The 21,720-nt window shown below is 51.2% G+C and carries 32 protein-coding genes; 7 read left to right on the plus strand and 25 right to left on the minus strand.

Translation table 11 applies throughout. The annotated features are described in order from the left end of the window. Position 1 precedes the first annotated feature (1 nt). The 8 genes from BSP75_RS20525 to BSP75_RS20560 form a co-directional block, all read right to left on the minus strand. Positions 2–487 carry a phage terminase small subunit P27 family gene (locus tag BSP75_RS20525; protein WP_075114460.1) on the minus strand — a complete coding sequence of 162 codons (486 nt, stop codon included), beginning with the start codon at positions 485–487 and terminating at the stop codon, positions 2–4. A gap of 95 nt (positions 488–582) precedes the next feature. Beyond that, positions 583–963: an HNH endonuclease signature motif containing protein gene (locus tag BSP75_RS20530; RefSeq protein ID WP_075114461.1), complete on the minus strand. Its 381-nt coding sequence runs from the start codon at positions 961–963 to the stop codon at positions 583–585. A gap of 73 nt (positions 964–1,036) precedes the next feature. Continuing rightward, positions 1,037–1,582, minus strand: a complete 546-nt coding sequence (locus tag BSP75_RS20535; RefSeq protein WP_253186657.1) for a DUF2514 family protein — start codon at positions 1,580–1,582, stop codon at positions 1,037–1,039. Next, complete coding sequence (locus tag BSP75_RS20540) at positions 1,582–2,073, minus strand: lysozyme (RefSeq protein ID WP_075114462.1); 492 nt, start codon at positions 2,071–2,073, stop codon at positions 1,582–1,584. The genes BSP75_RS20535 and BSP75_RS20540 overlap by 1 nt, the downstream gene beginning before the upstream one ends. After that, the gene (locus tag BSP75_RS20545; protein ID WP_075114463.1) at positions 2,073–2,285 is read right to left on the minus strand and encodes a hypothetical protein; all 213 of its coding nucleotides are present in this window, start codon (positions 2,283–2,285) and stop codon (positions 2,073–2,075) included. Before BSP75_RS20545 ends, BSP75_RS20540 begins: the two co-directional genes overlap by 1 nt. A gap of 303 nt (positions 2,286–2,588) precedes the next feature. Continuing rightward, on the minus strand, positions 2,589–2,864 hold the full coding sequence (locus BSP75_RS20550) for a hypothetical protein (RefSeq protein WP_075114464.1): 276 nt from the start codon (positions 2,862–2,864) through the stop codon (positions 2,589–2,591). A 159-nt stretch (positions 2,865–3,023) separates the two neighbouring features. Next, positions 3,024–3,575, minus strand: coding sequence for a cytochrome b/b6 domain-containing protein (locus BSP75_RS20555; RefSeq protein ID WP_075114465.1), 552 nt, complete (start codon positions 3,573–3,575; stop codon positions 3,024–3,026). A 65-nt stretch (positions 3,576–3,640) separates the two neighbouring features. After that, on the minus strand, positions 3,641–4,417 hold the full coding sequence (locus tag BSP75_RS20560) for a hypothetical protein (protein ID WP_075114466.1): 777 nt from the start codon (positions 4,415–4,417) through the stop codon (positions 3,641–3,643). A gap of 324 nt (positions 4,418–4,741) precedes the next feature. Between BSP75_RS20560 and BSP75_RS20565 the strand changes: the two genes are divergently transcribed. The 3 genes from BSP75_RS20565 (at position 4,742) to BSP75_RS20575 (ending at position 8,089) form a co-directional block, all read left to right on the plus strand. Continuing rightward, positions 4,742–6,367, plus strand: coding sequence for an MCR-3-related phosphoethanolamine--lipid A transferase (locus BSP75_RS20565; RefSeq protein WP_075114467.1), 1,626 nt, complete (start codon positions 4,742–4,744; stop codon positions 6,365–6,367). A 68-nt stretch (positions 6,368–6,435) separates the two neighbouring features. Next, entirely contained in the window at positions 6,436–6,816 is a 381-nt protein-coding gene (locus tag BSP75_RS20570) for a diacylglycerol kinase (RefSeq protein ID WP_075114468.1), read from the plus strand. Between the two features lie 430 nt (positions 6,817–7,246). After that, positions 7,247–8,089, plus strand: a complete 843-nt coding sequence (locus BSP75_RS20575) for an HNH endonuclease signature motif containing protein (RefSeq protein ID WP_216219201.1) — start codon at positions 7,247–7,249, stop codon at positions 8,087–8,089. Positions 8,090–8,136: 47 nt separating this feature from the next. On the opposite strand, the gene BSP75_RS20580 is transcribed toward BSP75_RS20575, so the two are convergent. From BSP75_RS20580 to BSP75_RS21945, 3 genes are all read right to left on the minus strand, one after another. Further along, positions 8,137–9,198, minus strand: a complete 1,062-nt coding sequence (locus tag BSP75_RS20580) for a site-specific DNA-methyltransferase (RefSeq protein WP_075114469.1) — start codon at positions 9,196–9,198, stop codon at positions 8,137–8,139. Beyond that, a complete protein-coding gene (locus BSP75_RS22175) occupies positions 9,110–9,328 on the minus strand; it encodes a Com family DNA-binding transcriptional regulator (RefSeq protein ID WP_075114470.1) in 219 nt (72 codons plus the stop codon). Before BSP75_RS22175 ends, BSP75_RS20580 begins: the two co-directional genes overlap by 89 nt. Before the next feature lie 353 nt (positions 9,329–9,681). Then, positions 9,682–10,767, minus strand: a complete 1,086-nt coding sequence (locus BSP75_RS21945) for a hypothetical protein (RefSeq protein ID WP_216219202.1) — start codon at positions 10,765–10,767, stop codon at positions 9,682–9,684. A 654-nt stretch (positions 10,768–11,421) separates the two neighbouring features. Between BSP75_RS21945 and umuD the strand changes: the two genes are divergently transcribed. Further along, positions 11,422–11,844, plus strand: coding sequence for a translesion error-prone DNA polymerase V autoproteolytic subunit (gene umuD / locus BSP75_RS20595; RefSeq protein WP_075114472.1), 423 nt, complete (start codon positions 11,422–11,424; stop codon positions 11,842–11,844). Between the two features lie 3 nt (positions 11,845–11,847). Further along, complete coding sequence (umuC, locus tag BSP75_RS20600; RefSeq protein ID WP_075114473.1) at positions 11,848–13,122, plus strand: translesion error-prone DNA polymerase V subunit UmuC; 1,275 nt, start codon at positions 11,848–11,850, stop codon at positions 13,120–13,122. A gap of 19 nt (positions 13,123–13,141) precedes the next feature. Here umuC and BSP75_RS20605 read toward each other — a convergent pair whose 3' ends face one another. The 8 genes from BSP75_RS20605 to BSP75_RS20635 all read right to left on the minus strand — a co-directional run bounded on the left by BSP75_RS20605 (position 13,142) and on the right by BSP75_RS20635 (position 17,798). Continuing rightward, positions 13,142–13,438 (minus strand): hypothetical protein, encoded by a 297-nt coding sequence (locus BSP75_RS20605; RefSeq protein ID WP_075114474.1) that lies wholly within the window; start codon positions 13,436–13,438, stop codon positions 13,142–13,144. A 73-nt stretch (positions 13,439–13,511) separates the two neighbouring features. After that, positions 13,512–13,955 carry a hypothetical protein gene (locus tag BSP75_RS20610; RefSeq protein ID WP_075114475.1) on the minus strand — a complete coding sequence of 148 codons (444 nt, stop codon included), beginning with the start codon at positions 13,953–13,955 and terminating at the stop codon, positions 13,512–13,514. A gap of 11 nt (positions 13,956–13,966) precedes the next feature. Next, entirely contained in the window at positions 13,967–14,344 is a 378-nt protein-coding gene (locus tag BSP75_RS20615) for a hypothetical protein (RefSeq protein ID WP_075114476.1), read from the minus strand. Positions 14,345–14,559: 215 nt separating this feature from the next. Further along, positions 14,560–15,183: a hypothetical protein gene (locus BSP75_RS21735; protein WP_148140789.1), complete on the minus strand. Its 624-nt coding sequence runs from the start codon at positions 15,181–15,183 to the stop codon at positions 14,560–14,562. A gap of 389 nt (positions 15,184–15,572) precedes the next feature. Next, the gene (locus tag BSP75_RS20620; RefSeq protein WP_075114477.1) at positions 15,573–16,193 is read right to left on the minus strand and encodes an antitermination protein; all 621 of its coding nucleotides are present in this window, start codon (positions 16,191–16,193) and stop codon (positions 15,573–15,575) included. Further along, positions 16,193–16,549 carry a DUF1064 domain-containing protein gene (locus tag BSP75_RS20625; protein ID WP_075114478.1) on the minus strand — a complete coding sequence of 119 codons (357 nt, stop codon included), beginning with the start codon at positions 16,547–16,549 and terminating at the stop codon, positions 16,193–16,195. Before BSP75_RS20625 ends, BSP75_RS20620 begins: the two co-directional genes overlap by 1 nt. Continuing rightward, a complete protein-coding gene (locus tag BSP75_RS20630) occupies positions 16,546–17,535 on the minus strand; it encodes a DUF968 domain-containing protein (RefSeq protein WP_075114479.1) in 990 nt (329 codons plus the stop codon). Before BSP75_RS20630 ends, BSP75_RS20625 begins: the two co-directional genes overlap by 4 nt. Then, positions 17,532–17,798 carry a hypothetical protein gene (locus tag BSP75_RS20635; RefSeq protein WP_075114480.1) on the minus strand — a complete coding sequence of 89 codons (267 nt, stop codon included), beginning with the start codon at positions 17,796–17,798 and terminating at the stop codon, positions 17,532–17,534. The genes BSP75_RS20630 and BSP75_RS20635 overlap by 4 nt, the downstream gene beginning before the upstream one ends. Before the next feature lie 387 nt (positions 17,799–18,185). Between BSP75_RS20635 and BSP75_RS20640 the strand changes: the two genes are divergently transcribed. Further along, positions 18,186–18,545 (plus strand): helix-turn-helix transcriptional regulator, encoded by a 360-nt coding sequence (locus tag BSP75_RS20640; RefSeq protein WP_075114481.1) that lies wholly within the window; start codon positions 18,186–18,188, stop codon positions 18,543–18,545. Then, positions 18,542–19,024 carry an ImmA/IrrE family metallo-endopeptidase gene (locus tag BSP75_RS20645; RefSeq protein ID WP_075114482.1) on the plus strand — a complete coding sequence of 161 codons (483 nt, stop codon included), beginning with the start codon at positions 18,542–18,544 and terminating at the stop codon, positions 19,022–19,024. Before BSP75_RS20640 ends, BSP75_RS20645 begins: the two co-directional genes overlap by 4 nt. A 415-nt stretch (positions 19,025–19,439) precedes the next feature. Here the strand turns inward: BSP75_RS20645 and BSP75_RS20650 are convergent, their stop codons facing one another. From BSP75_RS20650 to BSP75_RS20675, 6 genes are all read right to left on the minus strand, one after another. Then, positions 19,440–20,249 (minus strand): Bro-N domain-containing protein, encoded by an 810-nt coding sequence (locus BSP75_RS20650; RefSeq protein WP_075114483.1) that lies wholly within the window; start codon positions 20,247–20,249, stop codon positions 19,440–19,442. A gap of 102 nt (positions 20,250–20,351) precedes the next feature. Next, entirely contained in the window at positions 20,352–20,741 is a 390-nt protein-coding gene (locus BSP75_RS20655) for a DUF4406 domain-containing protein (RefSeq protein ID WP_075114484.1), read from the minus strand. Further along, complete coding sequence (locus BSP75_RS20660) at positions 20,731–21,036, minus strand: hypothetical protein (protein ID WP_075114485.1); 306 nt, start codon at positions 21,034–21,036, stop codon at positions 20,731–20,733. Before BSP75_RS20660 ends, BSP75_RS20655 begins: the two co-directional genes overlap by 11 nt. Further along, positions 21,029–21,235: a hypothetical protein gene (locus tag BSP75_RS20665; RefSeq protein WP_148140790.1), complete on the minus strand. Its 207-nt coding sequence runs from the start codon at positions 21,233–21,235 to the stop codon at positions 21,029–21,031. The genes BSP75_RS20660 and BSP75_RS20665 overlap by 8 nt, the downstream gene beginning before the upstream one ends. Then, entirely contained in the window at positions 21,235–21,462 is a 228-nt protein-coding gene (locus BSP75_RS20670; RefSeq protein ID WP_075114487.1) for a hypothetical protein, read from the minus strand. Before BSP75_RS20670 ends, BSP75_RS20665 begins: the two co-directional genes overlap by 1 nt. After that, positions 21,459–21,719, minus strand: coding sequence for a hypothetical protein (locus tag BSP75_RS20675; protein WP_075114488.1), 261 nt, complete (start codon positions 21,717–21,719; stop codon positions 21,459–21,461). Before BSP75_RS20675 ends, BSP75_RS20670 begins: the two co-directional genes overlap by 4 nt. Position 21,720: the final 1 nt, after the last annotated feature.

A 21,720-nucleotide genomic window follows, 5' to 3' on the forward strand; every position in this document is an offset into this window, starting at 1 on the left:
CCTAAAAGTCGTTGAACGGGTTGCTCTCTCCTTGTTTCTTGTTACCGCCAATCAGGCGTGAGCGACTGGACGGGTCCAGCCCGAGCAGGGCCCCATACGTTGTCATTTGCTTGAGTGATTCGTTGGCCACGGTACAGGCTGGATTTTTAACCGGGCCGCCAGTGGCCCCTTCGACCACCAAGCCGTGCCGGGTGATCTCAATTTCAGCGCGGCGCCAGCGAGAGTACGCCGCGCAGAATGCCTCCAGGTTATGCAGGTCGGTAATGCACAGCACTTCGGCCGCGCACAGCTCTTTGATGATCATGCCCCATAGCGTTGGAGCCCATTGATCTTCTGCCAGCCACTCTGGGCAGGCCACCCCGAGCAGCGGGGTGAAATGGGGCTCATTCTGGTTGAGAGCTCGCTTACCTGGATTGCCGGCCAAGCGCTTGGCGGATGTTGGTTTTGGCTTGCGACCCCGGCCCGGCACCCCCGCTTTTCCGGTCATGAGCCCTCCGGTTTTAATTTTTAATTTCGCGGGTATAAAAATTTCACGAGGCGGAGCAGTGGGGGAAGCGAAAAGCTGGAAGGATTTGATCCCCCCTACCCCCTCTGGCGCCCAGCCTGACGGGCTGCCAGTGCCTCTGTCCGTGTCTTGGTGTCGTGGCAAGGGTCACATATGCCCCGCAGATTGGACTCTGCATCGGTACCGCCAGCAGCCTTATTGACGATGTGATCCACTTGGGTTGCGGGTGTCACTATGCCAAGGGCAAGGCACACCTGGCAGAGGTAGTTATCCCTCACCAAGATACGCTTGCGCAGTTTGCGCCACGCCCAGTCATAGCCGCGGTCATCAGCACTGACCTTGGCCACCTTCTTCCAGCCATCGAGTAGATGAACATGGGCGGGACAGTAGCCATGACGCTCGGTGGTAAGCTGGTGACATGTTCGCTCACGACAGACCTTTGGCACTCGTGGAGGCATGGCTGTTCCTGATAGGTGCCGTACCGGCACACATTAACGCGGGACGGGGGGGTGACCCGGTGCGGCAATTCTGTTAATCGGGGTTCTTCAAGGAGAGGTAGGCACTTTGGCAGGCCAGACCTGATGCTCGAGCTCGGTCATACGCTTTTGCCAGCTCTCCCGCTCGCGCATCAGCCCTGCTGAGCAGGTCGGCGAGCACCACGGCGGACTGTCCGGCTGCATCGCCAGACTGGGCAGTGCTGGAATGGCTGGGGCATTGACTGGCTCTGGCTGCCAAGCGGTTGGCTTGCTCGTGCACCCCAGCAGCAACAACACTGGCAGCAGCAGCATCAGTCTCAACCCGGGCGATTTGTTGTTCCGCATCTTGCCTCACCTTGTCGATAGCACGCTGGCGACGTTGCTCTTCCTCACGTGCCAGTCGAACGTTCTGGGCCCTGGCCTCTGCCAGTTCAGCAGATTGCCTATCCCATTTTGCCTGCCAGGTCTTGCGCTCACTCTCTTCACCAGCTGAATGACCAGATTGGTATAGGGCCACCCCCGTACAGGCCAATGCAGCAATCACCAGTGCGCCGACAAGAAAGGAGATCGCGTTGCTTTGCGGGAACGGTGCCATCACCATCACATCCCCTTACACTTGGCATTGAGGCGCAACCGGTCTTTCCAAAGCCCAGGGCATACTCGATTCCCCGGCACCGAGCAGTCCTGCTTGCCGGCGCGCTTAAACAGTAAGATGGCCTCACAGGCTCCGGGATAATCGCCAACGTTCAGGCGCCTCACGATGGTGGAGCGGCAGAAGGCCCTGGGGCCGATGTTATGGGCGAGCTCAACATAGGCATCGTACTCGAACTGATAGAGCGGTACCGAGATGCAATCCTTCAAGGCGAGCTCGAACGACAGCACCTCCCGCAGGCTCCGGTTGATAGCTTGCAGCGGGGTGATGGTATCGCCCATTTTCACCCCCTCGGTGCTACCAAACCCCAGCGTCGGCAGCGTAGTCCCGTGAACCGGGTCGGGATAAGCCACGGGCTCATAGCCTTCTCGATTCAAGATCCCCACAAACCCGGCCGCACTGAGCGTCAATGCAGCAATGGCAATGCGAACCTTGCTCATCACTCACCCCCATGCCCAGAACGGGGACGAAGGATGTTTTGCCACAAGAACCAGCCCATCTGGACCACAATCCACAAGAGCGTAGCCACCAGCACCCAGTCATTGAGCGAGTAGCCGGCAAGCGTCATGCTGGATACTAAAACCGGAGGCCCGGACTTCACTGCGGTGCCACCAAGGGCTGCCACGGTGGTTATGCTTTCCTCTTTGCTCATCCGCCCCCCATAAACGAAAAAACCCCTGCAAGGCAGAGGTTTAAACGTAGAATATAAAAAGGACCGCACCCGTTCAGGTGCAGTCCTCCATCATTAGATGGCAACGTTAGCAAAAACTGCAGGTGATTGTCCAAGACAATATTTCTATACTTTGCAACGACAGATCCCCGCACCGCTAATGAATAGGAGCTACTTCGATGCATACTGCCGGATAAGTTGCCTTTGTCTTTGTGTACTGGCCATTTAGGCCATCTCTCGCTGTTCATCAGGGTCAACTCGATTCTTTCACCGAACCTCATGTGCTTACCTCACCATGAACCTTGCTGCTTGGCTGGACATCCTATTTAAGATGGCACTGCTAATATGCTCAGGGAAACCGGCTAGCAGATCGGCAGCCACGCTGATAATAACCGTCTTTGCTTTGGCCGCCATATCGAGCATGAGTTGATCAGCATCTTGTGAGAACCCGACATTGGCTGCGGTACTGATGAAATGACGAGGCGGGATCATCACGAATTCAGGCCATTGACTATCAAGTCGAGCATAAAGTTCTAGATGTAACCAAATTGGGTTGACCATGAAACTTGGTGGCCATCATGCTTTTGGTCAGCTGGTAATATTACCAAACGCACCAAACCTGGCGGCACCGAACCGATCAACAATTTCGATAAACCGACCAGGAAGAAACAGAGAAATAAAAAGAGCGGGAAAGCCGCTCTTTGCTGTATGAAATCCACTTTAACATTTATCGACAACATCTACACCAGATGGCACACGTTTCTTGCCAGTAATCATCGCCCGAATTAAGTCACCGTGAGTCAATCGGTCAATCGCAATGACAGCTAATACATGCACGAAAATCGCTATCTGCAACGCTTTGGCAAAAAACTCATGGATGCCTTCCATTACCTCATCACCAAACAGATCCTCATAGTTAGTCAGAATCCCGGTAACAGCGGTACCAACCAAACAGGTCAGTAACAAGATAATCATCAAGGAGCCCATAGGGTTATGTCCTGCGTGATAGGGGTGCTCACCTTTCATGCTCGCTTGGACGTAACCAGTTATACGGGCTGGAGTGGGAAACCACTGAGAAAATTTTGCGTAATAAGAACCAAAAAAACCCCAAACAATTCGGATCACCAACAATCCAGACAAGGTATAGCCGACATAACGATGGTTACGATGCCCCTCTTCGAGAATAAAGAGATTGAGCACACATAGTACGACGGTCGCCCAGTGAAAAAACCTAACTACAAGATCCCAGACTTTGATTTCATTATTGTTCATAACTTTCTCCACGCCATTGCAATATGGCACAAGCAACTTTCAGTGTTGCTTGTGCCACCATTAAATTATTCCATATCCAATTTTTGCGGCTCTGTGATTCTATTTCTAAGTGTCGATAGATATACAAGCACTACGATGGCAGCCAACAAACTAAAAGATGCTGAATATCGGCTCAATTCTAACCCACCGCTTTTAAGTGGTTTATCCAGAAAATCGCCTACTACAGCGCCTAATGGCCGGGTCATGATAAACGCAGCCCAGAACAACAAAGTGCGAGATACTGAGGTCAAAAAATAAGTTGCGACTATGGCCAGCAATATGGCACCAAACAGGATCATGCTACCGGTGTAGCCAAATCCACCATCATCAGCGACCCAATCTCCTAATGCTGTGCCCAAAGTTTGGGAGAACATGATGGTGATCCAGTAAAACATCTCTGTTCGCGGTGAACTGACATCGCCAGTAGATACGGTTCCCTGAAATTTATACCAGACATAAAAAGAGCCCATTAGCAGGGTGAACAACAAGGTTGTCCCCCCTGCATAACCCAACCCCAAAGAACGATCTGCGAAATCAGCCAATGTTGTTCCGACTGTCGTGGTCGCAATGATGGTGGTCCAATACAGTGCGGGGTGATAGCTCCTGGCTGAAATTTGAGCACTCACAGCGATAAAAAAGATAACTGCAAAGATCCCGGTACTCAGCAGATAACCAAGATCCATCGACATGGAGACAGCATCTCCACCGGTTTCCCCCAGCGTTGTTGCCAATATTTTGATAATCCAGAATGCCAAAGTGATCTCTGGCACTTTGCTGACTGAAGAGCTGACACTGTGATGCATAGCCCACCCATCCTGTGGTTCGACGAAGATCCGTCCAATACAGCATGTCAGTGTTTTCTTAAGAAATGCTTAAGCCTGGTAAATGTTGTCAACAATACGCTTTATGACCAAATTTCAACCATTTGAGCATCAACCTCCTCTTAATTTTTCCTTAAGCCTCAAGTGCTATCTTGCATCAAAGGCCTGGTTATTGATAAAGGTCACAACTTTACATATCTTTACAAACGATCTGTAAACCTTACTCATCCGAAGCTGTTACCATCCCCATGCTGTAATGGAATGCAAATAAAGTTTAATATTTGAAATATATTTAAGGAAGAAGTCATGCCTTCAGTTGTTAAAATAAAAGTTGTTCCATTTATTTTATTGTTGGCGCTAGTGTTTGCCTTTCTGCAAAATTGGCCCGTATTGCTCCACTTTTATGACATCCTCGCCAATCTGGAGCACTTCAAACTAGGGTTTGCGATATCAATACCCATCCTGCTGGTCGCAGCACTTAACTTCGTCTTTATGCCCTTTTCAGTACGTTATCTGATCAAACCATTCTTCGCGTTTCTCTTTATCACTGGCTCTATCGTCAGCTACACCATGATGAAGTACCGCGTCCTGTTTGATCGGGACATGATCCAGAATATCTTCGAGACCAACCAGAGCGAAGCTTATGCGTATATCAACCTACCGATAATTGCCTGGGTTCTGCTAGCAGGTGTTGTTCCTGCGGCATTGCTGTTTTTCGTGAAAATTGAGTATCCCAATACATGGTATAGGGGGCTCTTCCAGCGCGGATTCTCCATGTTGGCCTCGCTCGCTGTCATTGGTGTTATTGCCGCGTTCTACTATCAAGACTATGCCTCGGTTGGACGCAACAATCAGACCCTTAATCGTGAAATCGTCCCTGCAAATTTTGTCTACAGTACGACCAAGTATCTGTATAAGCGTTACATGGCTGAGCCTGTTCCCTTTAGCACTCTCGGAGATGATGCCACTCGGGTTGCAAAAGAGGACAAGCCGACTCTGATGTTCCTGGTGGTCGGGGAGACCGCTCGTGGTAAGAACTTCTCAATGAACGGCTATGAAAAAGAGACCAATGCCTTCACCAGCAAGAGTGGTGATGTGATCTCTTTCAATGATGTTCGTTCATGTGGTACCGCGACCGCTGTATCTGTGCCTTGCATGTTCTCCAACATGGGCCGTAAGGAGTATGACGACAGTCGAGCTCGCAATAGCGAAGGGCTACTGGATGTGTTGCAGAAGACCGGGGTATCAGTTTTCTGGAAAGAAAACGATGGTGGTTGCAAGGGAGTATGTGACCGGGTGCAAAATATCGAAATCCAACCGAAAGATCACCCACAGTTCTGCGATAAAAACACCTGCTATGACGAGGTGGTATTGCAAAACCTCGATGATGAAGTGGCACAAATGAAAGGGGACAAGCTGGTTGGCTTCCACCTGATCGGTAGCCATGGTCCGACATATTACAAACGCTACCCAGATACTCATCGACAATTCTTACCTGACTGCACTCGCAGCGATATCGAAAACTGCACGGATGAAGAACTGGTTAATACCTATGACAACACGATCCGTTACACCGACTTTGTCATTGCAGAGATGATTGCCAAGCTGAAAAAGTATGAAGATAAGTACAACACTGCACTTATCTATGTCTCTGATCACGGTGAGTCCCTGGGTGCCTTGGGGCTGTATCTGCACGGTACGCCATATAAATTTGCTCCCGATGACCAGACCCGAGTGCCGATGCAGGTATGGATGTCGCCCGGTTTCTCCAAAGAGAAAGGGCTTGATATTAATTGCCTGCAGAATAAAGCGGCTGATACCCGTTATTCCCACGACAACATTTTTTCATCTGTGCTGGGGATCTGGGATGTAAATACGGCGGTCTATGACCAAGGACTGGATATCTTCAGCCAGTGCCGGACAGTGCAATAAACCTTATCTGGGGCACTCGAGTGCCCCTCTTTATTTGCAATATTTAAAATTCGAGAGAGGAAGACGAAATGGCTAAACCAGGTGCAACAGGGATCACCCGCATCATTCATGCAACCAACTACAGCATGAAAGGGTTGTCATCTGCCTGGCGACATGAAGCAGCGTTTCGCCAAGAGCTATTGCTCATTTTGCTACTGATGCCACTGGCATTTTTCGTTGGCGACGGACTTAACCAGATTTTACTGCTGATAATCATCAGCTGGTTGGTCGTTATTGTGGAAATCCTCAACTCTGCAGTTGAAGCGGTCGTTGATCGAATTGGCTCTGAGCATCATGAACTGTCTGGCAGGGCGAAAGACATGGGCTCTGCCGCTGTTTTTATCTCGCTTTCACTGAATGCCCTTGTCTGGGGTGCACTGACCGGCCGTAACCTGTTAGGGTGGTGGTAGTTCATTTGCCTGGGGTGCAAATGATTGCTGATTTTAGGAGGATTACCCCATAAGCTAGTTGTGAAGACCATAAAGATTGGCCGCAACGAGCCTTGCACCGTGGTAGATGCAAGAAATACAACCAGTGCGGTTTACACTTAGCAACAAGGTATATAGCAAGAGAGGGCCTGCGGCCCTCTCTTGAATTATTAATACCCTATACATGCTCGTTCTTTAGTCACTAATTTGTCTGGTTCGCTACACGTCTGTAGGCACCGCGGTCTCTCAAGCTACACACCAATAAACCGCCGCCCCAACATGAGCGCCGCTTTACCATGGCAAGTCACAATTGACAACTTTCCGGCTTGCTATCTACGTTCAGCTTCACGTAACCTCAGTAAAAATATCTGATAAATCAGATCCTTCACTAAGCAGCCTGAGAGCAATCCACGTGATAGTCCCAACTCATCCATTCATCATCGGTGGCATTTACAACAGACGACTTAATATCCATGGGCCCTTCAAGGGACAGCAACAAGGCGGGATATCCACACCGGCCTCAGTGCCCTATATTTTTGCCTTTACCAGCGATTCTGGAGCTGCATATGGATATCACGACAAGCCAGGACCAGATGGAACGTTCTGGTACACGGGTGAAGGGCAAACGGGCGATATGCAAATGGTTCGTGGGAACGAAGCCATTGCCAGTCATGCCGCACATGGCAAGATCATTCTTCTGTTCGAATATCAGCCAGACAACAATGTTCGTTTTCTCGGTGAAGTCGAATGTTTAGGACATCATACTGAACTACGACCAGACCGTAATGGGGTTCCAAGAGTGGCAATCATCTTCCACCTTGGGTTTCTCGCTGTCATACAAAATGGGAACCAAATTCAAACACCACATGCCAGCTACACAGCACTCCAGAAGCTACCATCCAAACTCTCTTTGGCACAGCTCAGAGCTCTTGCGCTGACGGATGCGCCGAGTAATGCCACTCAACAACAAAAGGTAACCAATGTAGCGTTACGTTCTGAAGCCATTAAGCGCTATGCCCTTGCAAGATCTAACGGCAATTGCGAAGGTTGCACACAACCAGCCCCATTTCTCAGTAAGAAGGGCCCGTTTCTGGAGGTTCATCATGTATTTCGGCTTTCAGATGGTGGACCTGACCATCCAGTAAATGTGATCGCATTGTGCCCAAATTGCCATCGTAGAGCGCACCATGCTCTTGATTCAGATGCCTTCAACAACAAGCTCATCAACTGGTTAGCGGTACATGAAATTCAATAATTGCGCTACCTGCCGACACGTCCCCGTCGGCAGGCAGCCTCTTAACGCTACTTACCCGCGCCTATCAACGCCTCCACCTCCGCACAGGTCTGCAGGTACCGCGGCCTCTCAAGCTCCACCCCGATAAACCGCCGCCCCAACCTGATCGCCGCTTTGCCGGTAGTGCCTGACCCCATAAAGAAATCCGCCACCACATCACCAGGACGACTGCTGGTCCGGATGATGTGCTCCATCATGGCCAATGGCTTCTCGCATGGGTGCTTACCCGGGTAAGCCTGCACCGATGGATACATCCACACATCGGTAAACGGCACATCCTGGGTGACAGAGAACGGCCGGCGCAACTGCTCATACTCCGCTCGCAACTCGTCATAGGATGCCACCAGATGGCTGTAGGTCTGGTGCAAACCCTGATAGGTCTCACTCAACCCGGCATAATCCTGCCCAAGTGCCCTGCCCCGCTCGGCAAACAGCGCCTGCAACTGGACATACTGCTCTCGGCTCGGCAACTGCCACTGGCTGGCACCAAACCAATGGCCAGCCATCTTGGTACCGATTACCCGGTTGATATCGGCAGCACTGACACCAGCCACCTCCCGGGCATGGCGGAAATACTCAATCAGCGGGGCAAACACCTGGCGGCGCAGATCATGGCATGCCTTCGCATAACCCGATCCCGCCTTGGCACTACCCTCCGCCCCCACCTGCTCAGCAAAGATGATCCGCTCGCTCGCCGGCCAGAACGCTCGCATATCGGCCTTCCGCATCCGGTTCCAGACTCCTGATGGCTTAGCCCACACGATATGGTTCAACACCCGGAAGCGATCCCGGATCAGCATCTCCACGTCAGCATTCATCCGCGGTGAGCAGAACAGGTACACAGAGCCATTGGGCTTAAGCACCCGCCGGAACTCCACCAGGAAGGCATCGAGCCAGGCCAAAAACTCGACCCCACTCTCCCACTGGTTGTCCCACGCTTCCTGCTTCACCCCGAAATAGGGCGGGTCAGTCGCAATCAGATCAACGCTTGCCGCCGGCAACGTCTTGATAAACTCCAGCGAGTCCGCGTTCACCAACCTCACCCACCCGTCCTGTAATTGTTTTTCCATGACTACCTCCAAGCAGGGGCTCAGAGGCACTCGCATTGTTGATGGCCTTACAACGGGGACACTTAATGTCGATCTGCCCCACAAAATTTGCCAATTTCTTGCCGCAATGGCCGCATCGCAATTCGTACATATGATCAGGGGTCCTTAAGCGTGATAAGCTCACCCCGCTCTGCAGAGCAATGGTGGCCTTGGCTTAGCCCGTGACCTAGTGCATGTGGCTAGGTGGCCTGGTGGCGTTGCAAGCACCACTAGGTCGCCACTATCTCTCAGGCAACAAAAAAGCCCGCCACATTACTGTGCGGGCTTTGTTTTTCGTGCAATGAAAAAAGGACTGAACCCATTAAGGCGCAGTCCTCCATCATTAGGATGGCAATCTAGCAAAAATTGTAAAGTGTTGTCAATGCATGATTAAACCGAATATAATAAAAACCATGAACTAAATTCATGTCATTAATATGAATTTTTTGGCAATACACATTAATCTCATGCTGCTTTTCGAATCAAATACTCATAATTAAACATACATTTAATCAAATGATGCAATCTGTGCATTTCACGATATGAAACTAGTATTTTCCTCATGAAGTCTATGAAATACATTTGCTCTGCCTTTTCTTGTTTTATCCCTTCTTTCTTTGGGTAATATGTAATGACTTGCGTTACATCATCATACTCAGCTTTAACATGTGCAATTGAGTTTCTTAGCTGGTTATTTATTGCATCCTCTTCAATGCTATACCAGCAATCATCCAAGTGATTTAGTTTCAAACCATATGGTAAGTTCGCAAAATCGTCTAGAGATTTAAGTGTATTTTTTCCTGTATCTTTAAATTTATTGAAGTCTTGACGATGAATTATATTGTTAATCCCCGCAACCAATATTAGCTGCCGAGATAATATCTCTGAAATATCCTTATACAAATCTTTATATTTCTGAAAATCATCAGTCGAAACTCTAAATGCAACAAGTTCAGTCCCATAAGCAGGATCAAAATCTAAAAACAAAGCTGGCCTGAATGCCAATTCCCCCGACAATATTTGAGGATATATTTCAAGGCAATCATGCTGTATGTTTTTTAAGAATGAAGTCTCGATTATTTTTTCAAAAAACTGGTCCAGCATTTTCTTATCGGCAGACAGAGCATCATGAAGCCCTTTCATGTGTATCTTAACCGACTCAGCATTCTCATTTGGCTTGGAAAACGGAAAAAATACTATCGCAATAACGTGATACAGTGCCAAATTTACATCTTGAGCTTTTTCTGAACGCAACTCTACCCCGAACTCTTTCTCACATAGCTGTCCGAATAATCCTACGTTCTTTGAATATAACCTAAATACTCGCTCTAATTCACGTGTTTTTGAGTGAAGAACATTTAATGCAGTTAATCGAGCATTATGAATTTTAAAATTATCATGCCCAATCCTTCGAATGGCTTTCATGAATGGAGTATGCCCCATCACATATTCACCAAAAGTAACAGGAAAGTCTAGATGTAAATCTACAAATGGATACTCGTTATTAAATGGGCCATCAAACTCAACTAGCGCAGCTCCTTTTACCTTCACTCCTTTTCCATGCTCTATATGAATATAAATTGCCTCACCACAACTAGGACAACAAAACCTAATTGGTTGAACATCCCTATTGGACATTCCTATTCGACAATCAACTATATTATCACACGTTTCACACTTAAATCTTTGATTAAAGTTCATATTTCACCACAGAAAAATCGAAACTAAAGAAAATGTCATTCAACCACAGTAATAAAAAACGACTTTAATACTCCCACTATAAAAATCAACTATTATCCAGCCTAACAAATTCTTGATTGCTACTTTACATCGAATGGTCCATGCAATAAAAACACTTACAATTTCGCATATAGAATTTATTACAGACTGAATATAATAAAGACTGAATGAAATAAAGAAAGTATAAATCGGTATAAACTTGGCCTGGATCATGTAATGAGCCAACAAGAGGCTACAAAATAGCCTAAAAATATTATCCCGCGCTTGTGTCACCTTGGATTATCAACGGAACAAGTCTCAGACTGGTATTGACCAATTTCGACCATGCTGATGGTGAAGCTAACCCACAGCCCCCGATTCTGTCGGTCCGACACAACCAAACATCATGCAATCCAACAGACACCTGCTGCGATTACTGAACAACATTGCTATACTGTATAAAAAAACAGTAACAAGCGAGTGACCATGTTTGCCATCCCACAACCAACTCCGGACAGTCTTGAGCTGCCTCTTTTTCTATCGCCTGTCGTTTGCGGCTTTCCCAGTCCGGCACAGGACTACATCGAACAAACCATCGACCTGAACCAGCTCTGCATTGAGCACCCCGCGGCGACCTTCTATGTCCGGGCCAGTGGGCATAGCATGGTGCAAGCTGGCATCAATGACGGGGACTTGCTCATCGTAGATAGGGCACTCAAAGCCAGCCATGGCGCAATCGTGCTGGCATGCCTCGATGGGGAGTTCACCGTCAAGCGGCTACAAGAGCGCCCATTCCCAGCCCTGCTCCCTGCCAACCCAGATTTCCCACCGATCACCCTGCAGGAAGGCCAGGAGCTGGAGATATTCGGCATCGTCACCTTCGTACTCCACAAGACCAAGCTGGGGTAAACCATGCCGAAGGCTATTGCCCTGGTAGATGTGAACAACTTCTACGCCTCCTGCGAGCGCCTGTTCCGGCCAGACCTGAAGGGGCGACCTATCGTGGTGCTCTCTAATAATGATGGGTGCATTGTGGCCCGCTCGGCAGAGGCGAAAGCGCTGGGGATCAAGATGGGAGTTCCCTACTTCCAGATCCGCCAGTTCTTTGAAGCCATGGGCGGCGTCTGGTTCTCCAGCAACTACGCCCTCTATGGAGACATGTCGCAACGGGTCATGACGACCCTGGAAGGTATGGCTCCAGCGGTAGAGGTTTACAGCATCGATGAGGCCTTTATCGAGCTCAGCGAATCATGGGCAGGTGAGCTCACAGCATACGGCCGTCAGATCCGTGAACGGGTGCAACAGTGGACTGGCCTCACGGTAGGGGTCGGGATTGGGCCGACAAAAACGCTGGCAAAACTGGCGAACTACGCAGCCAAGAAGTGGCCTGCCACCGTCGGAGTGGTTGACCTGCGCGATGAGGCAAGACGAGCCAGGCTGATGGCCATTACTCCGGTTGAAGAAATATGGGGAATTGGCCGGCGGCTGACAGCAAAACTGGAATCACAGGGGATCCGCACTGTGGCAGAGCTGGTGTCGGCAGATGCCAAGATCCTGCGGAGGAGATATGGGGTCGTCGTCGAGCGAACTGTGCAGGAGCTGCGGGGGATCCCCTGTGCTGACCTCGAGCAGCTTGTGCAGGCCAAACAGCAGATCATCTGCAGCAGGAGCTTCGGGGAACGCATCACTCAAATCGGCGCCATGCACCAGGCCCTTGCCGGCTACATGGAGCGGGCCGCAGAGAAGCTGCGTGCCGAGGGGCAACGGTGCCGCCACATCACCCTCTTTATAAGGAGCAGCCCCTTCTCGGAGCAGGAGACTTATTATGGCAACCAGATATCGACTCGGTTGCAGGCCTCCACCGCAGACACCCGTGACCTACTGGCCCTGGTTGAGCCGCTGCTGCGCCGGATCTGGCGAGATGGTGTCCGCTATATGAAGGGGGGCGTCATGTTGGCCGATTTCACCCCGACCAGCATGTACCAGGGTGACCTGTTCGCTGACCAGCAGCAGGATCCCCGTAGCGAGGCACTGATGAAGGTGATTGACCAGATCAATCAGGGACGGTTGGGCAAGGTTTACTTTGCCACCAAGGGCCGGGACACTACGGAGTGGATGATGAAACGGGAACAGCTCAGCCCCCGATACACCACAAGTGTCAGAGAAATACCCACCGTCTTCACATAGTTGCTGATCTTGTTTGGCATTAAGTAAGAGCGCTTTCATCCTGCACCGGAGCCTTTGGCTTTACTGGCTCCGGATAAATGGCCAGAACCTTGAGAAAGACCCGGCGACGTGCCATTCGCCCTGGTTCCGGCTTACAACGCCGAGTCTCGGCCAGTTTTTCCACCCAGCGCAATGACCTCAGATAGAGAACCACTTTACCCGCATCGCTGGTCGGTATCCCAAGCAGATATGACACATCGTAAAGGTCAAAGAACTCACCATGCTTGAAAGCCCACCTTGCGACTTTCAACGCCAGCCATTTCCATTTGCTATCCATGCGACCTCACCTACTTGATTCATATGAGAATCAAGATAGTCGATACAGTAGGCAATGGGCCAGCACACCCCCCTTAAACCGATACTTGCTCAACTTTGGCGGTACGATTCGGCATACTTTGGAGTTGGGCCGCTAACTCAAGAGCTTGCTCATGGCTAAAACCTCTAGCATCACGAATTTCTGTGGAAGCACGAGTTTTTCCATCTCGGCTCAGGCTTGTGACATAGAGGGGACCCATTGGTAATCCGGTATCCTCGATGCGCACGATCCAACTACCAGGAGCTGCCTTCATTGGAAAAGGCAATTCTTCATGTTGCAACTTTCCGCTTTCATCACGCACGATGGCAACTGCGACCGCATACTTGGGACCGCGGCGGTTCGCTGACGCCCACGCCTTAGCCGCATTCTCATACATGATTGCTGCAGAAGGATCCCAGAGGTAATTGCTTGGGGATGCGGTGGACAGATAGCCACCTTCTATCTCGCTATAAACTGCGTATCCAATACGTTCAGCCATGACCATTCCTTTTATTCAAGTAGCAAGCGCTCTTGTGCCATCATCAGTTCATAACCGGTTATCCGGTCTACACCTCTAACGTCCCGCTTGGGGGGCCGGATTTCCTTTCCGTTTACTATGCCTGTCAGCATCCACTGCCGGAGCTGCCCCAGAGACAGTCCAAGCTGTCTGGCTACGTCATCCATCTTCCATGACTGTTTGAATAGCAGATCATCGGCTACAGGGTCAAAAGTCCCGGCTTGCATTAGCTCTAGAGCTCTCTGGGCCAGATCCTTGGCCCCATCTCCGTATCTGGCCCTACTGTATGTATATATCTGGCCTTTGTGCTGGGCTTTCCACTGGTCTTTTGATGCTTGAAAGGAGAGTCCCTTAGGGAGTACTTCGTTCACAGTCTGCTTTTCCTCTCACTTAAACGGCTGGAGCCCATGCTTCAACGTCCTCCATCCAGCAATTCCCACCAGGGACATGTTAGAACTTGCCACGCATTATGATGTTGAGAGTGATATTAATCATAAAGGTCTATGTACATACGAACCATAATATCCGCCACAGTCAGGAAATCAATGACCACCTTTGGACATCTTTTTCCCGTTCAATCAATTTCCTATCGCCTCTTATAAGATACGTAAAGTAATGTGCTTGCTTTTGTTTTACGAGAATGAAATCCAAGGGATTCTAAAATATTCTTCATAACCAATGATTTTGGGTAAAGGCGGACAAACACTGGCTTATTGCCGTTAATCACGTTAAGAGAATGCTTGACTATCAACCTTCCGAGCCCTTTTTCTCGAGCTGAAGGCTGAAGAGCACACATATAAAGCTCCCATCCATTGATATGCTCGTACTTTGATTTTGTGATCCACATAAATCCTATCGGGTTCGTTTTCGTAGCAAGAACATGAAGTTTTGCTACCTTGAACTTCCCTTTATTGACAGGCATTTTGCTATTTGCAATAGTAGATAAAATCTGCTCACGAAGACCGTCAACTGCACCTGCACAAAGAAATTGTGAACTAAAATGCCCATTTTTCGCTTCGCTTGTAATTAAAGAACAAATGAAATGTAGGTCAGTTTTTTTCGCTAATCGAAAAACTAGGTCGGTTCCGGAAAATTCGGACTCTGAGACTGGTTCATCTGCTATCAGTACTGCATTAGCGCCCGTCTCCACAATATTTTCAAATTGAGAATTGGAACGAAACAAGCCTTTTAAAAAACCTATAAAACCCATATCTAACTTCCTGTAAGGCTACACCAAGACTAAAAAAATTCACCGTAAAAAAGAATCCAAACCTTAAACTAAAAAGACCAAATATTGGGGGTCATGCTTAACCGCATCGTTATTATCTATTCCACCTCTACAAACCAATAATACCACCCTCACAACTTCATAAAAAACATTTACGATAATATTATCGACCGGTATTAATCCATTGGCAGTTACTTCCGTATAACTTCGTCCTCTCAAGCTCTCTACGGAAAAATAACTTTTAAATCATAATATTACCAGCTTAATCTGATGTCTAGACGCATTCGCTTGAATCTCCACGCTGGTTAAACTATCACCATTTAATTAAGGAAATTTAAGCATCTATCATGGTAAGTCATAGATGGCCAACATCACACTGTCGTCACTCGCTTGTAGAAAGCTTCCACCTCACTCTCCTGCACATGACACCAGGCTAACACTGCTTGATAGAACTGGTACCACTGCCGCTCCCACTCACCACGGCTCAGGGTACCAAGTCGTGGCTCTATAGCTCGTCGGATCTGCGTGCCTGGAATAGGTCGCAGGCCGGTACCGCCACAACGTGGACAAACCTTGTCTATGGGCTTGCCGTGCAATCGGGAGGCTTCCATATCCCGGACATTCCCCCTCCCCTTGCACTGACAAGCGGCATTCGGAGTATCTGCGGTGCGGCAATAGTGTTCAACAGCCAGTGCAGCAATGGTTTTCAGGGCCATGGCATGACCTCGTGACTTGATGGTGCCCACATACTTGGGGGCCTGCTTGCTGCAGTGTGCCATCACCCCGATCACCGCCTTGCGATAACTGGCCTTTTCTTTTGTGTAGCGGGCCATCATCAGCGCCAGCCCCACGCCCTCATATTTCTGCACCAGCCCAAGCGCCCCAAGCACATCTGCCTGGGTGAGGTGAGAAGGACCGGTAGAGCGCGACTGAATAGCCTGCAGCATCACTGAACGCGGCTCCCCGATTGAAAGTGCATATTCAAGCCGCATCAGAATGCCTCCAATGACCAGTTGGCGCCTTTGCGCTGTACCCCGAAGAAGGTGAACATCCAGTGCTGCTTGGCCGCCACCTTGATCTTGACCCGGGCGTCATCCTCCCAGAACCCCTTCACCTCGTGCAGCTCGATCAAGCCATCCTTGCCCACCACCATGAAGTCAGGGGTGTAGAAGGTCTTATCGGCCAGCTTCAGCTTGAGCGGCTCGAACTCATAAGAGAGGATCTCCCCAGCCAGCATCAACAGGCGCAGGTGATCGGCATAGGCCTGCTCTGTCTGGTTCATCTTGCCTGGCACCGGCCGTGGCCGTGCCCTGCCCTTTACCGGCTTGTTCCCACTGTAAGGCGTCATCCAAACACTCCCAGGCCAGCGGCCTTGTTTAACGTCATCGCGACGTGAACCAGCTGGCTGCCGTGGGTACGCTCCCACTCCTGCCAACCCTTGTTGTGCAATTCCATGTGCGCATCGTGACTAAGCGGAAAGGTCATCAGATCGTTTGCCTTACTGCCCATCACGCTTAGGCCGTGCCCGATCGCATGGTGCGCCTCTACCCCTTCGGTCTGGCCTGTCACCACGCAGGGCAGCTGGCGCACGAACGCCAGATAGTTTGCTGACTCCCAGCGCTTCATCTTGGGGCGGGGGATGTGCAGCATCGGCGGATCAGGGTCGATGGCCTTCACAGCCTGCTTGGCGCGGATCTTGAGCCGCAACTCAGCCAGAGGGTCCTGCTCCAGCAGGGCATCCTGGTTCACCCGATAGCGGGCATCGGTCTCCCGATAACCGCGCCCTGGCACCAGCACCAGCTCAGGCTCCAGTGGCGGCAAACGGCAGGCGTGGCGCACCACCACGATCGGCAGATGCCCCTGCACCTTGTAAACGCTGGCCCACCAACAGAGATCTCGTGCCTGCAACTGGGCAAGCTGAACCCCGCACCACCCGGCAACCCGAGTCAGCAGCGCCCGCGCAATGGCAGTGGAATGCTTGGCTGGGTTGAATGGCAACTGACCATCCCGATACTCGTTATCGTGGTGCCAGCACAGAGGGAGCGGCAGCCCACCCATCTCGGTGGTGACTGTCTCGCCAACACACCCCTCGCCGATCAGGCACTGGCCCACGCTGCGTAAGGCCAGTTCGCCACCGGCAGCCTTGACGATATCGGGGTGAAGCAGCGAGCTGGCCAGCTCGGGGAACTGAGCCAGCAGATCGCCCCTCTCTGTGGCGGGTACCAGCATTGCCGGACGATTGCCAAGGGATGCGCGCAGCCTGGCCAACCCATCCCCTACCGCCAGCAACACCATCCCCATCTCAGGTACAAAGACCGGATGGGTCGGGGTCATCCCAGCTTCTCTACCATCTCGAGCTTGTCGAGCAACGGGCCAAGGCGAGCGAGCAGCTGATAGCTGGCGCTACGGCGCAGGGTGGCTGATTCGGAGGCGATAACGCGACGGGCAGCCTCGGCGGCTGTCAATCCCGGGCAGGATGTGTCGATAGTGCGGAACAGCTCGGCGCTGGCGTTGATGGCGGCACCAGCTGGGTTGCTGGCCTGCTGCTGGAGGTGCTGCGCTCTGGCAGCACTGCGGCTGGTGAATTTACTATTCATGTGACCCCTTTACCTCACGGTAGTGGTTCAGCCGATCGCGAAAATACTCCTGGTACTCCGCTGGCTGTTGAGTGATGGCCTTGGCAACATCTGCACGACTCGCCAGACCGAGACGACACCGCCATACAAGGAGAGCCGCCTGCTTATCCAATTATACCCTCAGACGGTCCCTCCAGGAAGCCACGCTTCATGACCAGATTCCTCCAGCACAACCAGTCAGTTGCTGTCCATGAAGTTGTGCAGGGAACCATCAAGCTCTTACAGGTAGATTACATGAAATTATTTTTAAATTTCGAAACGGAAATTCACCAAAAAGGTTGAAATCCTGTATAAGGTAGGATAAAGTTCAAAATAGATGTAACCCCCACCACAACTAAGGAATGCACCATGGCTCTCACTGAGTTCGGCAAAGCCGTCCGCATGGCGAGAATCCAGATTGGAGAAACGCTTCTCACTATGGCAAATGCACTTAACGTGTCATCGTCATTTTTGAGCGGGCTTGAAACTGGGAGTAAAAAAGTTTCCAAAGAATGGGTTAGCAAAATCAGCACATACCTGGAAGACAAGGGCTACCCAGTACCCAAATTGGAAGAACTCGCGGCAGTATCTAACGAATCCGTAGGACTGGAAGGCCTCTCTGCACAACAAAAGATGCTAGTAGCAGGGTTCGCCAAGTCCCCCTTTACAACAGAGCAACTGGCCCGTTTTGCTGAACTGCTCGAGCAAATGAACAAAGGTGATAAATGAACGACCCTCAGCCTTACATGATGCGTGGCAATAGAGTTTTACCAATGTCTTCTCGCAGCATTGAAGTCCTCGCAAAAGGCTTTTGCGGGGCAGTTAAAATTGGCAAAAAATACAAACGTTTCGATAAGTTCTTCGAATCCCTTGTGGAATACAACATCACTTTAAACGTCGTCGATGATGAACAGTGGGCACAAGATACACATAACCTCACCAGAGGCCATTTCGATCCCGACACAATGACGATCAGTGTTCCTCAGAGCACTTATGAGCTTGCTTGCCACCGGGATCAGGATTCGCTCTCTATCATGTTCCATGAATTGGGCCACCTTCTGCTTGGGCATAAGCCGATGCTGCACTTCTCTCCGAAACCTCCGGAGGAAATTGAAGATGCAGAGTGGCAGGCAGACCAGTTTGCAGAGCATGTGCTCACCTTGCTGGGATTCAACATTCAGCAGCTGAGTTTTGATTTTGCAAAATAAAAAGCCCTGTTGTATGAACAGGGCCTTGGATGGAGCTGAGTGTTAGCGCACAAAGCTCCGAAGACAACGGGGGATAACCCATCCGCTTATCTCAGATTCGCACCCTCAGATTAGCGGTTCTCCTTGAAAATGGCAATCCTGTATGGGTTTACAGGATTGACGGCTAATCTGAGGATAATCCTTATGGCCACTGGTATTTGTTCGAAATGCGGTAACCATTGCTCCATCATCTTCCGTCCCTACTTCACAAAGAACGGAAAGATTATTCGCTCTCGGTCAGGAAGGATGTTCCCAATTCCTGTCTGTGACTGCGCAAGTCGTACTATTTAGCGCCAATAAGGCGCCAAACTACAGACATAACTAAGGGGGCTCCAGCCCCTTTTTCATTCACTAAATACAGCGAATTCAATTCTGCTCATGCCGCCACCTTCCCCAGCCCGACCTTTGCCAGCAGATCGGCAAACCGGCTCTGATACCAGTGCGGCGCCGTCTCACGCTGGCAGCGCGGATCCACGATGTTTTTGCCATAGCGCAGGCCAGCTGGGGTGATCGACCAGAACTCCTTCTGCTTATCCGGTGTCTTGGAGGATGGGCGGGTCATCTTGGCGATCAACCCTTTCGACTCCAGCAGGGCGTTGAAGTAGCGCACCCCAATGGTCACCCCATGCTGCTTGAGCCCCTCGGTTGCCGAGAAGGTAGCCCGCGAACTGCCATCGGTGGCATCGCTCGGCGCATCAATCGCGTAACTCGGCAGCAGATTAGGCAGGCCGTGCTGGCGCTGGATGGTCTGCAGCATCCCCAGCTTGCCGGAGTTGCTGACGTTCAGCATGCGGGCGGCAGTCTCAGCAAACAGCAACTCTACCTGCACCGCCTCCACATTGACCGCGGGGCTGGGCGCCATCTGGTAGTGGCCTACTTTGCGCAGAGATGGCAGCACCTCACCAGTGACCCAGCGCTTGAACTCCTTGGCCGCCGGCAGCTTGCTACCGAAGATCAGGGCATAGACCCCACCCTCATCGAGGAAAGAGACCTCCTGAACTCCGCTGGTTGTGGGGGTGTCGCGTTTCACGACATCCCCCTCATCAACATGGCGCTTCACGGCATCCCGCGCATTGCTGTAGCCCAACGCCTTGCACACATCGACAGCGCAGAACAACACGCGCCCATCCTCCTGGATCAGCCGCACCTTGCCAAACTCAGCGCTGTCAAAACTCAACACCTGCATGTCACTCTCCCGATTGTCATGGATAGGGGTAGACCCAAATATTACTGTTTATTTATACAGGTAACAATCACCGTTTGTTAGGTGCTCAAGGTGGTATATGACCTACACCAGTAATGGCAGATGTTGGCAGACCATCTTCTCGCAAGCCAGGGCCGCAAAATCCAATTGCAGCAGCTCAAGCCCGAATGCGTGAGCCCTTGTGAACTCCTGCCGCGCCCCCTTGCTCTGCTGCCAACCCGGCAAAAACGCAACTGCCTCACACTCCATCAACATAGGAATGGCGATCCGCATATAGGCGTCATGACTGAACCCATCAGGCAAGATCGCTGGGTTCATTACCACTGCCCCCTGTGCCTGGAGATACGCCTCGGCGGCGAAAAAGGCTGGCCGGTTGAACATCGGCAAACCGGTCATTGGCCCAGCGATATAGACCTTCACTCCTGTCAGGTCGATCAACCCCTGCTCGTTCAGCTCTTTCGGTTTAACAGTCATGATGGGCCTCCTCGGCCAGATCGCGATTCATGCGGTTCAGCTTCACCAGAACCGCCTTTGCCAACGCCAGGAACAGGGTCCCGCACCACACCACCGCCAGCAGCACGGCCCGCAGTGGTGCGAGTAGCAGGCGGGCGATCTGACGTGGGAACATCACTATCACCCAACCCGCCGTGATCACCCACACCACCGGCGCCTGTAGCATCTGCCACCCTACCCCACCCTCATAGGGCACATGGGCCAGCACAAACAGCGCCACAAAGACGTACATCACCAAGAAGAAACCCTTAACCATGACTGGCCTCCCGGGTCTTGGCCGCCAGTTCGCTCAGCTCGCGGCAGGTCGATACCAACCGCGGCTCATCATCTGGCCCGTCCCCGTCCAGTTCGGGGCCAATTTCCTCTGCAATCCACTGGCGAACAATAACCATCAACATGGCCAGCAACGCCAGCCAAAGCAGTCCCAGTATCAGAAACATCCATCCAAGGCTCATCAGCTCCTCCCCCTCCCGGTGGTGGTGTGTTCAGATGCGCGGGTCAGCGCATCACCGACAACATCGGCTGCCTGCTCGGCCACCGACTCAAATCCGTATTTCCCGATCAGGTAGATCGCGATCATGATGGGCATGCCGGCCTCCCTGGTGCGCTCCACCTCCTCGATAGTCAGCACCGGGGCATACCAGTCGCGGGTTGCCGTGTGCTGGGCGTAGTAGTGCATCATGACCCCACCCTCACCAGCTCGACAACCTTGCCACGGATGCGCTCCGCCTCTTCCCGCACCTCTTCAGGGTCACCAACCACCAGGTAATAACCGGTATCAGTCAGGTATTCAGTCTCTCCGAACTTCTCCGGTGAAATTGCAACCTCGAGCTGCACTCGCTCCCCCACCCAGCCGCGCACCGGCGGATAGATGGCAACCCGGCAAAATGGGGCTTCACGCACATCGCGCTCGGCGACTTCACTGAATTGACTGGCCATC

Origin of the sequence: Aeromonas sp. YN13HZO-058 (assembly GCF_001921245.1) — a bacterium.
Taxonomy (GTDB): Bacteria; Pseudomonadota; Gammaproteobacteria; order Enterobacterales; family Aeromonadaceae; genus Aeromonas; species Aeromonas allosaccharophila.